Below are 13,166 nucleotides of genomic sequence, written 5' to 3'. Positions count from 1 at the left end.
ACGCGACGGCGGCTGCGGCCCGTTTTGAGGTTCCAAAACGGGACGCAGCCGCCGCGAAGTGCCGCTGTTCAGCCCGGCGTCAGGCGCGCTGCGGGAATTTGCCCTCTTCGGCGATGCGCTTGTTGAGCTCCGCGAGGAACTCGTTTTCGTCGAAGTCCAGTCCCACTTCCTTGCCGGTCCAGGCGGAGAGGTGGATGGCGTTGGCCAGCCGCACACCGTTGATGCCGTCCGAGCCCGGGGCCAGCAGGGGGGTTCCGTCCAGGATGTTGGCGGCGAAGTTCTCCAGCACGCCGGAGTGCTGGGCACCCCAGGCGGACTCAAACTCGATGACCTCGGTGGTGTAGTACTGCTCCGGGTTCAGCTCGCCCATAAAGAGCTTGCGGACATCGTCCATGTCCATGCCTTCGCTGAGCTCGCGCTCGGGCTTGTGCAGCCGGGTGACGGTGGCCGTCTTGCTGTTTTCGACCACGATCTTGCCCTGGTCGCCCAGGATTTCGAAGCGGTCCGTGCCGGTCAGATCGTGTGTGGCCGTGACGAAAACGCCGGTTGCGCCGTCGCCGTAGTCCACCACTGCCGTCACTTCATCCTCGACGGCGATGTCGCGCCGGAAGCCGAACGCCACCTTCGCGTACACCGACTTGGGCACGCCGCAGATCCACTGCCACAGGTCCAGCTGGTGCGGTGCCTGGTTGACCAGGACGCCGCCGCCCTCGCCGCCCCACGTTGCACGCCACGCACTGGAGTTGTAGTAGCCCTGCGGCCGCCACCAGGTGGTGATGATCCAGTTGGTGCGGCGGATCTTGCCGATCTCGCCGTTCGCCACAATCTCCTTGAGCTTCTGGTACAGCGGGTTGTTGCGCTGGTTGAACATGATGCCGAACGTCAGCTCCGGCTTGGTGGCAGCGAACTCGTTGAGTTCCTTGACCTGCTTGGTGTACACGCCGGCCGGCTTCTCCACCAGGGCGTGGATGTTGCGCTTGAGCGTCTCGATGCCCATCTCAGGGTGCAGGAAGTGCGGAACGCAGGTGACGACGGCGTCCACGTCACCACTTTCCAGCATGGTGATGTAGTCCTCGTAGAAGGGCACGTCCGGGTAGGTGGAAGCTGCAAGCTCCTTCTTGGCCGGGTCGATGTCGCAGATGGCGCCGATCTCCATGTTGGGGACCAGTCCGTCCGTGATGAACTTGGCGTAGGCGCCGCCCTGCTGGCCCAGGCCGATGATGCCGAGGCGTACTTTCTTGCTCATGAATTGAATCTCCTTTTTCTGTGGTGCGTCGTCGGGGACGGGGTTAGAAGAGTTCGGACTGGCCCAGCGCAACGAGGTTGTCGTAGGAGGTCTGCAGCGCTTCCCAGACGGTGCGGCCGTAGAGCTCGTCCTGTTCCACCAGGAGGTACTCGGCGCCGGCGGCCTGCGCGGCCGGGATGATGGCGGCAAAGTCAAGGTTGCCCTCGCCTACTTCGGCGAACTGGACAACGTTCTTGAACTCGGTCATAAAGCCGGCGAAATCCCCGGCATCCAGGAGCCCCAGTGCGGACTCCGGCATGACCCCGATCCGGTAGTCCTTAAGGTGCACCATCGCCGTGCGGCCGGCGTACTTTTCCAGGGTGCGGACCGGGTCCAGGCCGCCGCGCTGGACCCAGTGCACGTCAATTTCCATGCCCATGGCCGGGGAGTTCTCGGCGATGATGTCCAGCATGTACTTGCCGTCGAACTTCGCGAACTCGATGTGGTGGTTGTGGTAATACAGGCCCAGGCCCTGCTCCTGAAGGCGTTCGGCGTAGTCGTTGGCCTGTTTGGCGAAGTCAACCACCGCCCCGATTGAGGTCATGGCCGAGAACGGCAGCATGCCGATCCGCAGCAGTTTGGAGTCCAGCCGCTTGGCGTCCTCAACGATCTTGTCGAAGTGCTCCGCCAGCGAGTCGCCCGGGCGTCCCTTGGGGGTCTCCATGGCCACGGACAGTGCCGCGATGTCCATGCCCAGTTCGGTGCGGGACCGGTCCAGCTCAGCCACGTTCTCCGGCGTCATCGGGATCTGGGAGATCTCGACGGCGTTGTAGCCGATTTCGCTGACCTTGCGGAGCGTTTCGAATGCCCCGGCTTCGGCGAAGCTGTCCTTCAGCATCATTGCCTGTACGCCAATTTTGGCTGATGTGGCCATGTTAGCCCTCCATTGTTGTTTGCTGCTGTTGAGTTGGTTGCGGGACGGCCTAGGCGGGGACGCCGGCCTGTTCGGCCTGCTGCCGCTGTTCTTCGAGCAGGCGGTGGCGGTCAGCGCGGCGCTTCTCCTGGCGGTCCGGATCCGGCACCGGGGAGGCGAGGAGCAGTCGCTGCGTGTAGGGGTGCTCGGGGCTGCGTGTGACAACCTCTGCCGGCCCCTGCTCCACGATCTCTCCACGGTACATCACGGCCACACGGTGGCTGATGTGGCGGACCACGTCAAGGTCGTGGGAGACAAACAGGTAGGAAACGCCGGTGTCCTTCTGGATCTGCAGGAAGAGATCCAGGACGCGGGCCTGCGTGGAAAGGTCCAGTGCACTGACCGGTTCGTCGCAGACGATGAGCTTGGGAGACAGCGCCAGTGCACGGGCAATCGCTACGCGCTGGCGCTGGCCGCCGCTGAATTCACGCGGCAGGCGGTGGATGGCGTCCGAGGGCAGGCCAACCTGGTCCAGCAGTTCCTGCACACGCTTCCTGGCCGCTGTGCCTTCCATGCCCTGCACGCCCAGGGGCTCGGCGAGGATCTCGCCGATCTCCAGGGCCGGGTTCAGCGAGGTGTAGGGGTCCTGGAAGACCACCTGCATGTCCCGGCTCAGGACGCGGCGCTCCTTCCGGCTGGCATGGCTGATGTCCTTGCCCTCGAAGGTGATCCTGCCGCCGCTGACCGGGGCCAGGCCCAGGACCGCGCGGCCGAGGGTGGTTTTGCCCGAACCGGACTCCCCCACCAGGCCCAGGGTCTCACCCTGGCCGATATGAATGTCGATGTCCGTCAGGGCGCGGAACTTCCGGGCCCGGAAGCCCTTGCCCGCATAATCCACCACCAGGTTTTCCACGCGCAGGAGTCCGTCGCGTGCCGGGACGGACTCCGCGGCATTGAGGGCTACAGTTTCGGTCACAGCACGTTCTCCTTTGCCATTGAGGGCACCAGCATGGTCATCGGTTCCTTGCCTTCGAGCATGGAAGCCAGCAGCGTCTGGGTGTAGCGTTCCTTCGGTTCGTGCAGGATCTCCCGGACGGGGCCTTCCTCCACCAGGCGTCCGTTCTGCATGACCACCACGCGGTCGCACAGGTCAGCCACCACACCGAAGTTGTGGGTCACCAGGATGACGCCGACGCCAAGGCGGCGCTGGAGGTCGCGGATGAGGTCCAGCACATCGGCCTGCACCGTCACGTCCAGGGCAGTGGTGGGCTCGTCCGCGATGATGAGGTCCGGTTCGCAGCTGATGGCACCGGCGATCAGCACGCGCTGGGCCATGCCGCCGGAGACCTCGTGGGGGTAGGCCTTGAATGTCCGCTCGGGGTTGACGATGCCAACGTCCGAGAGCAGCTTCATGGCACGGGTGGTGGCTTCCGCCTTGGAAATTCCGAGGACCCGCACCATGGGGGTGACCAGTTGGTAGCCGATGGTGAAGGCCGGATCCAGGTTGCTCATCGGTTCCTGCGGAATGTACGAAATCCGCTTGCCGCGCAGCTTGGACAGCCGGCTCTGGTTGACTTTGTCCTCCCCCGGCGCCACCGTGTACTGGCCATCGAACTGGATGGCACCGGCCACGATCCGTGCAGTGTCCGGCAGCAGGCCCAGGATCGAGAAGGCGGTCTGGGACTTGCCCGAACCGGACTCGCCCACGATGCCGAGGATTTCACCGCGGTCAACGTGGAACGAAACGTCGTCCACCACCTTCTTGATGGAACCGTCGGCCTGCGGATAGCCGACGCCCAGGTTGGTCACCTTGACCAGGTGGTGTTCCGTGCCGGCCTCTACGGCGGCAATGGTCTTGCGTGCTGCCTTGGCGGCGCTGGCGGCAGCCGCGTCCCGGGCCGCGTACGTTTTCTTCCTGCGGTGCCTGATCTTCTCGCCGTCTTCAAGGGCATCGCGGACTGCGTTGCCGAGCAGGACCAGGGCTCCGATGGTCAGGGCCATGGCGAAAGCTGGCCAGAAGAGCAGGGACGGGGTGAGGTAGACGTTTTTGAAGCCTTCGCTCAGCATCACTCCCCAGGTGGCCTTGGCCGGGTCGCCCAGCCCCAGGAATTCCAGCGCGGACTGGATGGCAATGGCAACGCCGGTGATGGCTGCGGTCTGGATGATGATCGGAGCACGGACCACGGAGAAGATGTGGCGGCTGATGATCCGGACGTCGGAAAGGCCGGAGACGCGGGCTGCGTCAACATAAAGCTCGTTGCGTACCGACTGCACGGCGGAGCGCACCAGGCGGAAGTACGACGGGCTGATCAGGACGCCGAAAGCGATCATGGCAATCCAAACCGACGGGCCAAAGGCGGAACGGATGGTCATCAGCACGATCAAGCCGGGAAGGCTCATCAGGATGCCCACGATCCAGTTGGCCACCGCTTCGAACTTTCCGGCATAGTAGCCGGCCACGAGGCCGGCGGGCAGGCCGATCAGGATGGCGACGGCGGCGCACAGAAGCGCCGAAAGGAGCGTTAGCTGGGCTCCGTAAAGGAGCCGGCTCCAGACGTCGCGGCCGGAGCTGTCCGTACCGAGGATGTTGACCCCGTCGGGGGCGGCCAGTGTTTTGGAGATGTTGGCGAAGTTCTGGTCGAACGGCGCGAGCACATTTGCGAACGCTGCGAGCAGGATCACGCCCAGCAGGATGACCAGGGCAACCACACCCAAGGGGTTCTTCAGGATGCGTTTGAAGGCTGAGGACCGGACCACGGTGCCGGTCTGACCGGACGTTCCTGGTACGGGACTGCCTGGGGGCGGCGTGAGGGCTGAGGTTTCGACGGACTCGGTCACGAGACACGCACCTTCGGGTTGAGCCAGCCGTTGAGCAGGTCAACAATCAGGTTGACCACAATCACCACGGCGACGGTGTACATAACGACGCCCATGACCACCGGCTGGTCGCTCTGGATAGTAGCGGTGACAGCCATGGGGCCCATGCCGGGCAGGGCAAAGATCGATTCGAGGATGACGACGCCACCGAGCATGCCGATCAGTTGGAGGCTCAGCACGGTCAGCCCGGCAGGAGCGGCGCTGCGGAGCACGTGCTTGAACAGGACCTCCCGCTCGCCGATGCCGCGGCTGCGCAGGGTGCGGACGTAGTCCCGTTCGAGCTGCTTAATGACGGCGCTGCGGATCTGCTGCGCACCGCCGGTAACGCCGTTGATGAGCAGGGCGATCACCGGAAGGGTCAGCGACAACACCCAGGTGGATGCGTCCACGCCGGGTGCAATGGTGCTGGTGGCGGGGAACAGGCCCATCTGGATGGCCAGGATGGTCACCAGGATGATGCCGATGACGAACCCGGGGATCGAGTCGCCGATGATGGCACCGATCTGGACCACACGGTCCACCCATCCCCGCTTGACGGCCGCGGCCACGCCAATGAGGGTAGCGATGATGGAGATGAGGATCATGGCCACCACCACCATGGTCATGGTCACGGGAATGCGGGTGGCCAGGGCATTGGCAACAGGTTCGGAAGTGAACCAGGAGGCACCCAGGTTGCCGCCCAGGGCGTCCGTCAGCCAGCTGATGTAACGCGTGATGATGGGCTGGTCAAGCCCCAACTCGGCTTCCTTGACGGCCAGCTGCTCGGGTGTGGCCTGGTCGCCCAGGATGTTCCGTGCGATGCTGCCGCTCGATACGTAGAGCAGGGAAAAGGTGAGGATCGAGACGGCAAGCAGCACTACGACTCCGCTGCCGAGGCGTTTGAGGATGAAGGGGATCATTGCTGGCTCCATTGAACAGGCATGGTATTGAGTGCCCGGTCCGGCGGCCCGCCGTGAAGCGGACCGCCGGACCCGCGCCGGTTTGAGGCTGCTGGCCCGCTGCTAGGAGGCGGGAGCGTAGTTGTAGATCGAGGGAACGGCCTGCTGAATCTGAGGCGTCACCGTGACCTTGGAGTTGTGGTAATACATCTGATTCACGCGGAACATGGGTGCGAACCAGGCCTGCTCCACCACGTACTTGTTGACTTCCTGGGCCAGCTTGCCCGCGTCCTTGCCGCCGGTCTGGACGGCATCGATCTTGGCCTGCAGTTCAGGGGTGGTGTTCTTGAACGCGTTGTACAGCGCCTTGGTGGAGACGATCTGGTTGATGGCCACCCACGGCTCGCCCTGGAAGAGCGAGAAGTACATGGTGGTGAACTTCTGTGCTGCGATGTCCGAGGTGAAGGTGTTGGTAAGGGCAGAGCCTACGTTCAGCGTGATCCCAACGTCAGCCAACTGCTGCTTGACGACCGCGAGCTGGGTTTCGAAGCCCGGAACCGAGGGGACTTCGAGCGTCACTCCGGTTTCGTAGCCCGCTTCCTTCAGGAGCTGCTTGGCCTTGGCCGGATCGTAGGAGTAGTAGTTTTCAAGTTCCTCGGTCCAGGCTCCGCTTTCCTTGCCGAAAGGCTGCGAGGTTGGTGTGCCCTGGCCCAGCAGGACCTGCTCAAGGATGGTCTTGCGGTCGAACGCGTAGTTGATGGCCTGGCGGACCTTCACGTTGCCGAGCGGGGCGTTTTTGGCACCGTCGCGGTCCATCAGCAGCAGTCCCTGCCAGTCGACCTGGTTCGCGGCGAGGGTCATCTTGGCGCCCTCGGCCTGCTTGCCCGTCTTGGGGTCCAGCAGTGTGGCATCCACCTGGCCCGAGACGAGGGCGTTGGTGCGGGCAGTCAGGTCGGTCAGGGTCTTGAAGGTGACTTTCTGGAACTTCTGGAGGTCCTTGTTCCAGTAATCCTTGCGTGCGGTGAACACGGACTGGGAGTCCTTGACCGTGGCGGCCTTGTCCATGACGTAGGGGCCGGAGCCCACTGGTTCGGTCTTAATGGCTTCGGTGCCGAGGGCCTTGGGGCTGCCCATCAGGCCGGCAGCCTGGCTCAGGTAGAACTCCAGCGAGGGGTCCGGGGTGGTGAGGTTGAGCTCGATCGTGTCGGCATCAACCACCGTGACGCCGGTGACAGCGGTCAGCTGGGCCATCTGCGGGCCGTTGGCCGTCTTGAAGTGGTCCAGGTTGGCTTTGGCGGCTTCGGCGTCGAACTTGGCTCCATCGCTGAACGTCACGTCCGTGCGGAGGTCCAGGGTGAGCTTGGTGTTGGTGTCGTTGTACTTCCACGCGGTGGCCAGCATGGGGCTCAGCTTGCCGTCCGGCTGCCTCAGGAGCAGGGAGTCATACGCTGCCTGGTAAGGCTGGAGAATGTGGCCCACGTGAGCCTGCGCCGGGTCCCAGGAACGGATTTCCTGGACGGTGCCCAGCGTCAGGGTGGTCGTCTTGGCTGCGGCCGGGTTGGCGCCCGTGGCGCCGCCTCCGCAGGCGGTCAGCGCCAGTGCTGCACTGACGATAAGAGCGGCTGCTGCCGCCTTGGGACCTAACTTCATTGTTGGCTCCTGAATCTGTGGAACGTGAGAGAGACGAATCCGATCGGTGTGGCCTGGACCACACCGACCTTGCGAGATTCAGAGTACGCATGATTGCCACGTTTGGCAACCGATTGTCACTAATGTTGCACGATTGGAAATTTAAGGAGTCAGGATGCACGTAAAGGCAACCTACAATCGGTTGCCCTGACTACGGTGCAGCTGCCGGGACCGCCCGTTAGGAGACCTTATCCAGGGCGTCCGGATAGCTCTGCCGGTAGATTTCCTTGACGATCCGCAGGGACTTTTCTGCCTCTTCCGGGTCTATCCAGAAGTGCCCCGCTTCACCGAGCCTGCTGTAGAAGTCGGCGATGAGCAGCTCGTGTGAAACGCCCCAATAGGCACGTCCGCCGGACTCCACCACACGCTCGGGCACCACGTCAACGCGGCCGTCCGCGTGGGAGACGGTCAGGTCCCCGCGCAGGCTGAGTGTGGCTTTTTCCGTGACGATATCCAGCGTGACGGGCGCGTTCACGGCGTTGGCCAGCGTGGCATAGAAGGCACTGCGGACGCCGTTGGCATGCTCTGCCACGAATTCCGCCGTGTCCTCCACTTCAATGGTGTCGGCCAGGAACCTCGTGGCCGCATGGCCGGACAGGGAGACGACATCGCCCACCAGCCACTGCAGCAGGTCCACCGTGTGGATGGCCTGGTTCATCATGAGGCCGCCGCCGCCGCCCGCCCAGGTGCCACGCCAGGGCCGGCTGCGGTAGTAGTCGGCGTCGCGGTGCCACATCACGGTGGCCGAAGCGCCCACTACCGCGCCAAGCTCACCGGAGGAGAGCAGGGCGTGCATGGCCTGGGCGGTGGCGTTGTAGCGGTTCTGGAAGCAGACGGCAATCTTGGCGTCGCTTGCCTTGGCAGCCGCCACCAGCCGGCGCCCCTCTTCAAGGGTGTGTGCCAGCGGCTTCTCCACAATGACGTTGACGCCCCGGCCGAGGCAGTCCGCTGCAATCGCGGCATGCGTGTTGTGCGGGGTGGTGATGTGCACAACGTCCGGCCCCACGGCATCAATGAGGCTGGCGTGGTCGGAGAATCCCGGCACGCCGTGGGCGGCCACGGCGGCGGCGAGACGGCCGGGGTCGGTGTCGCACACCGCGGCCAGCCGGGCGCCGTCGAGCTTTGCGATGGCTTCGAAGTGAACCGCGGAAACGTCCCCGCAGCCGATGACCGCAGCCTTGAGTGCCGTCACGAAAGTTCGATTCCGTTCTTGGCCGCGAGGGTGGCGAAGGCGCGTGCGGCGACGCCGAAGGCAACCGGTCCGGAGAAGCCGCCCAGCTCATGCTGGATGGCCAGGTGCGGCTCCAGCGAGGCGAAGCCAGCATAGCCGTCTGCCTTGAGGGCTGCGATGGTGGCGTCCAGTTCGCCGTCGCCTTCGCCGGAGGGCACAACCTCGCCCGTGGCCATAATGGCGTCCTTGACCTGCAGGTACTCAAGGTAGGGGCGGAGCATGGCGTAACCGTCGGTGTACGGGCGGACGCCCACCTGGACGAAGTTGGCGTTGTCCCAGGCAACACGCAGGGCCGGGGAACCCACCGATTCCATGATGTCCAGGACGCGCTCCGGCGTGTCGCCGTAGATGTCCTTTTCGTTCTCGTGCAGGAGGACGACGCCGGCACTTTCGGCTTCGGCGGCGAGGGCCCGCATGCGGGTGATGACGTCGTCGCGGATCTCTTCCGGCGTCTGGGTTTCACCCCGGTAGAAGGAGAAGATGCGGATGTATTTGGTGTCCAGGCCCCTGGCCACGGAGATGATCCGGCGCAGGCGCTCCACCTCGTGCTCCACGGGCAGGCTGATGTCCACCTTGCCGATGGGGCTGGCCACCGCGGACACCTTCAGTCCCTTGGCGTCGAGGATTCCCTTGAGCTCGGTCACCTGCTCCGGCGTGAGTTCGGAGACGTTCACGCCCCAGGCGCTGCGGACCTCAATATGGCTGGCGCCCAGGGCCAGCATGACTGCGGCCTGGACCGCCGGATCGGGATCCACTTCGTCGCCGAAGCCGGAGAGCTGCCAGGCGGTGGGTGATGCTGCGCTGGATGGTGCGGACACGGGGATCTCCTTAGGTTTGCCACGGCCGGACGGCTTGGAGCCGCGCCGGCGCGGGTGACTTGGTTCACAAAGTTTCTGCACTAAGTCTAGACACCGGCACATTCGATGACAACCGATTGCCAAATGTTGACATCCTGTGGCAATCTAGGAGCATCAGGGCTGTGGCTATGGTCACAGTGCCCGTATTGTCCCGTTCAGAGAGGAACGCCATGGCGATGCAAACAGCCGGAACAGAGCGTCCTGCCACCATTCATGACATCGCCGCCATGTGCGGAGTGGCCGCGTCCACTGTTTCACGCGCACTTTCCACCCCGGACCGGGTCAACATCCGTACCCGCGCACGCATCGAAGCGGCGGCCGCGGAGCTGAACTACACTCCCAACAGCCAGGCGAAAGCCCTGAGCTCGGGACGGACGGGCGCCGTGGGCGTCCTGGTACCGGACATCACCAATCCGTTCTACTTCGACCTGATCAGGGGCACCCAGCTTCAACTCAAAGCGGCGGGCTACACCCAGCTGCTGGTGGATACCGAGGAGTCCGACGAGGTTGAAGCCAGCAGCATGGAGCAGCTGCGCAAGAGTGCCGACGGCATCATTGTGACGGCATCAAGGCTCAGTGACGAGGCGCTGCTGGCGGCCGCCGCGAAGATTCCCATCGTTACCATCAACCGGGATGTGGCGGGGGTGCCGGCGGTGGTCATTGACACGCCCTCGGCCACCAGCCAGGCCCTGGACCACCTGATCTCGCTCGGCCACACCCGCATTGCCTACATGGCCGGCCCCCTCACGTCACAGTCGAGTACTTTGCGCTGGAATGCGCTCGCCACTGCGGCCGAGGACCGCGGGGTTGAAGTGCGCCGGCTCGGTCCCTTTGCCCCCAAGACCCAATCGGGTGCTGCAGCTGCCGACGCCGCGGTGCACTCGGGGGTCACGGCGTGCATCGCCTTCAACGACCTCATTGCCATCGGCATGCTCCAGCGGCTGCGTGAACGCGGCATCCGCGTGCCCGAAGACATGAGCGTGGTGGGCTGTGATGACATCTTCGGGGCAGACTTCTGCAATCCGCCGCTGACCACCATGGCCTCCCCGATCGAGCAGGCAGGCCGCGTCTCCGTGTCCATGCTGCTGGCCCAGCTGAACCCTTTGGCCGGCGGCGGCAGCCGCAGCCGTTCCCTGATGCCCACCCACCTCACGGTGCGCGGCTCCACCGGACCGGCGCCGCAGCCTGTGTAACCCCGTGATCCCGGGAAGGCCGGCCTTGCGACACGCCACCGACGCAGGGACACAGTTGAGCGTTGTTGACACCGCTGACTAGGCTGGATGACATGCGCGAACTCCAGGCCACCATCATTGAAGAAATGGGCGTGCAGCCCCGGATCGATCCTGCCGGGGAGGTGCGCAAGCGGGTGGATTTCCTGAAGGAGTACCTCCGGGCAACCCAGACAAAGGGCTTTGTGCTGGGCATCTCGGGCGGGCTGGATTCGTCCCTCGCCGGGCGGCTGGCCCAGCTGGCCGTGGAGGAGCTTGAGGCTGAGGGTGTGGAGGCGAACTTCGTCGCGGTCCGTCTGCCGTACGGCGTCCAGCACGATGAAGACGATGCGCAGGCGGCCCTGGACTTCATCCAGCCCAAAACAGAGTGGACCTTTAACATCTCCGCCGCGGTGGATGGCTTCGAGGACGAATTCGAGAAGACCGTGGGCTCCGAGATATCGGACTTCCACAAAGGAAACACCAAGGCGCGGACCCGCATGATCGCCCAGTACGCCCTCGCCGGCGAACACAATTACTTGGTGATCGGCACGGATCACGGCGCCGAGTCCGTCACGGGGTTCTTCACCAAGTACGGCGACGGCGGCGCGGACATCCTGCCCCTGTTCGGCCTGAACAAACGCCAGAACCGCGAACTCCTGGCTGAGCTGGGCGCCCCCGCCCGGGTCTGGGAGAAGGTGCCGACGGCGGACCTTCTCGACGACAAGCCGGGCCGCACCGACGAGGACGAACTGGGTATCTCCTACGACCAGATTGACGATTACCTTGAGGGCCGGGAGATCCCGGAAGCCGCGGCCGAACTGATTGAACAGAAGTACCTGCGGACCCGGCACAAGCGCACCGTCCCGGTCACCATCTTCGACACCTGGTGGAAGTAGCCCCGCGGCACCTTCCATACCCTTGGAAGTCCTAGTATATTGCTGGTGAGACACATGACGCGGCCGTAGGCCCAGCAATGTCAGGAGGTACCGTGGGCAGCCCGCTCCCCCGCGATCCCATCGCCGAGGCCCGGCAGAACTGGGAACGCCACGGCTGGGGCGATGTGGCCGCACCCATGGCAGCCATCACCGCCATTATGCGGACCCAGCAGATCCTCCTGGGCCGGATCGAGACGGTACTCAAGCCGTTCGGACTGACGTTCGCACGCTATGAACTGCTCGCGCTCCTGAGCTTCGCCCGCAGCGGCGCGCTGCCCATGAACAAAGCCAGCGCCCTGCTGCAGGTACATCCCACCTCGGTGACCAACGCCGTCGACCGTTTGGAGCAGGCCGGCCTGGTGGCGCGGTCCCCGCATCCCACGGACGGACGGACCACGCTGATCGAGCTCACCGCGGCAGGCCGCACCCTGGCCAAACGGGCGACGGCGGCGCTCAACGCCGAAGTTTTCGGCAAGTCCGGGTTCGCGGACGACGACGTGGACCACCTGCTCCGCGTGCTGGGCAACTTCCGCAAAGCCGCCGGCGACTTCACGGACTGATTTCAGCGGTGTTTGAACTCCGGCTGGCGCTTTTCGCTGAACGCCGCCATGCCTTCCTTCTGGTCCTCCGTGGCGAACAGCGAGTGGAACATCCGGCGCTCAAACAGCACACCCTGCGTGAGGCCCAGCTCAAAGGCGGCATTCACGGCTTCCTTTGCCAGCATTGCTGCCGGCTTGGACTTGGACGCAATCACCTCGGCGGCTTTTACCGCTTCCTCCACCACCGATGCTGCCGGCACCACGCGTGAAACCAGTCCGGCACGCTCTGCCTCGGCGGCGTCCATCATCCGTCCGGTGAGGACCATGTCCATGGCCTTGGCCTTGCCCACCGCATGGGTCAGCCGCTGCGAACCGCCCATCCCGGGGATGACGCCAAGGTTGATCTCGGGCTGGCCGAATTTCGCGTTGTCGCCGGCGATGATGATGTCGCACATCATCGCCAGTTCGCAGCCGCCGCCCAGGGCGAAGCCGGACACCGCCGCCACGACCGGAATGCGCAGCCGGGTCAGGCTTTCCCATTCCCGGAACCAGTCTTCGGCATACATGTCCACGTAGCCCTTCGAGGACATTTCCTTGATGTCCGCCCCTGCGGCGAAGGCCTTCTCCGAGCCCGTAATCACCACCGCCCCCACGGCGGGATCGGCGTCCATGGCGGTGACGGCGGCCACAACCTCCTCCATCGTGGCCTTGTTCAGCGCGTTAAGCGCCTGCGGACGGTTCAGGGTCACCAGACCCACCCGGCCGCGGTGTTCCACCAGAATGTTCTCGAACTGCTGCGCCAACCTGTGCC

Annotated in this window: 12 protein-coding genes; 3 read left to right on the top strand and 9 right to left on the bottom strand. The window is 64.5% G+C overall.

The genetic code is table 11. From position 1 onward, the window contains the following. Nucleotides 1–79: 79 nt before the first annotated feature. The 8 genes from PY310_RS09030 to PY310_RS08995 form a co-directional block, all read right to left on the bottom strand. Nucleotides 80–1,246 (bottom strand): Gfo/Idh/MocA family protein, encoded by a 1,167-nt coding sequence (locus PY310_RS09030; RefSeq protein WP_275214049.1) that lies wholly within the window; start codon nt 1,244–1,246, stop codon nt 80–82. Between the two features lie 43 nt (nt 1,247–1,289). Beyond that, nucleotides 1,290–2,159, bottom strand: coding sequence for a sugar phosphate isomerase/epimerase family protein (locus PY310_RS09025; protein ID WP_275214048.1), 870 nt, complete (start codon nt 2,157–2,159; stop codon nt 1,290–1,292). 49 nt (nt 2,160–2,208) lie between these two features. Further along, nucleotides 2,209–3,114 carry an ATP-binding cassette domain-containing protein gene (locus tag PY310_RS09020; protein WP_275214047.1) on the bottom strand — a complete coding sequence of 302 codons (906 nt, stop codon included), beginning with the start codon at nt 3,112–3,114 and terminating at the stop codon, nt 2,209–2,211. Continuing rightward, nucleotides 3,111–4,976 carry a dipeptide/oligopeptide/nickel ABC transporter permease/ATP-binding protein gene (locus PY310_RS09015; RefSeq protein WP_275214046.1) on the bottom strand — a complete coding sequence of 622 codons (1,866 nt, stop codon included), beginning with the start codon at nt 4,974–4,976 and terminating at the stop codon, nt 3,111–3,113. The genes PY310_RS09020 and PY310_RS09015 overlap by 4 nt, the downstream gene beginning before the upstream one ends. Further along, nucleotides 4,973–5,914, bottom strand: coding sequence for an ABC transporter permease (locus PY310_RS09010; RefSeq protein ID WP_275214045.1), 942 nt, complete (start codon nt 5,912–5,914; stop codon nt 4,973–4,975). The genes PY310_RS09015 and PY310_RS09010 overlap by 4 nt, the downstream gene beginning before the upstream one ends. A gap of 102 nt (nt 5,915–6,016) precedes the next feature. Then, a complete protein-coding gene (locus PY310_RS09005; protein ID WP_275214044.1) occupies nt 6,017–7,543 on the bottom strand; it encodes an ABC transporter substrate-binding protein in 1,527 nt (508 codons plus the stop codon). A gap of 217 nt (nt 7,544–7,760) precedes the next feature. Next, a complete protein-coding gene (locus PY310_RS09000) occupies nt 7,761–8,774 on the bottom strand; it encodes a Gfo/Idh/MocA family protein (RefSeq protein ID WP_275214043.1) in 1,014 nt (337 codons plus the stop codon). Next, complete coding sequence (locus PY310_RS08995) at nt 8,771–9,631, bottom strand: sugar phosphate isomerase/epimerase family protein (protein WP_275214042.1); 861 nt, start codon at nt 9,629–9,631, stop codon at nt 8,771–8,773. Before PY310_RS08995 ends, PY310_RS09000 begins: the two co-directional genes overlap by 4 nt. Before the next feature lie 215 nt (nt 9,632–9,846). Here PY310_RS08995 and PY310_RS08990 point away from each other — a divergent pair, with 215 nt between their 5' ends. The 3 genes from PY310_RS08990 to PY310_RS08980 all read left to right on the top strand — a co-directional run bounded on the left by PY310_RS08990 (nt 9,847) and on the right by PY310_RS08980 (nt 12,376). Further along, entirely contained in the window at nt 9,847–10,863 is a 1,017-nt protein-coding gene (locus PY310_RS08990) for a LacI family DNA-binding transcriptional regulator (protein ID WP_275214143.1), read from the top strand. Between the two features lie 92 nt (nt 10,864–10,955). Then, a complete protein-coding gene (gene nadE, locus PY310_RS08985) occupies nt 10,956–11,777 on the top strand; it encodes an ammonia-dependent NAD(+) synthetase (RefSeq protein WP_275214041.1) in 822 nt (273 codons plus the stop codon). Nucleotides 11,778–11,869: 92 nt separating this feature from the next. After that, nucleotides 11,870–12,376 carry a MarR family winged helix-turn-helix transcriptional regulator gene (locus tag PY310_RS08980; protein ID WP_275214040.1) on the top strand — a complete coding sequence of 169 codons (507 nt, stop codon included), beginning with the start codon at nt 11,870–11,872 and terminating at the stop codon, nt 12,374–12,376. 2 nt (nt 12,377–12,378) lie between these two features. Here PY310_RS08980 and PY310_RS08975 read toward each other — a convergent pair whose 3' ends face one another. Continuing rightward, nucleotides 12,379–13,158 (bottom strand): enoyl-CoA hydratase, encoded by a 780-nt coding sequence (locus tag PY310_RS08975; RefSeq protein WP_275214039.1) that lies wholly within the window; start codon nt 13,156–13,158, stop codon nt 12,379–12,381. Nucleotides 13,159–13,166: the final 8 nt, after the last annotated feature.

The organism is Pseudarthrobacter naphthalenicus (assembly GCF_029076445.1).
GTDB classification, from domain to species: domain Bacteria; phylum Actinomycetota; class Actinomycetes; order Actinomycetales; family Micrococcaceae; genus Arthrobacter; species Arthrobacter naphthalenicus.
This window is presented reverse-complemented; position numbering and strand designations above follow the sequence as displayed.

What these genes read in the sequence shown, in the direction of transcription:
- PY310_RS09030 (WP_275214049.1), bottom strand. Translation starts at nt 1,246, where the DNA reads ATGAGCAAGAAAGTACGCCTCGGCATCATCGGCCTGGGCCAGCAGGGC.
- PY310_RS09025 (WP_275214048.1), bottom strand. Translation starts at nt 2,159, where the DNA reads ATGGCCACATCAGCCAAAATTGGCGTACAGGCAATGATGCTGAAGGAC.
- PY310_RS09010 (WP_275214045.1), bottom strand. Translation starts at nt 5,914, where the DNA reads ATGATCCCCTTCATCCTCAAACGCCTCGGCAGCGGAGTCGTAGTGCTG.
- PY310_RS09005 (WP_275214044.1), bottom strand. Translation starts at nt 7,543, where the DNA reads ATGAAGTTAGGTCCCAAGGCGGCAGCAGCCGCTCTTATCGTCAGTGCA.
- PY310_RS08990 (WP_275214143.1), top strand. Translation starts at nt 9,847, where the DNA reads ATGCAAACAGCCGGAACAGAGCGTCCTGCCACCATTCATGACATCGCC.
- nadE (WP_275214041.1), top strand. Translation starts at nt 10,956, where the DNA reads ATGCGCGAACTCCAGGCCACCATCATTGAAGAAATGGGCGTGCAGCCC.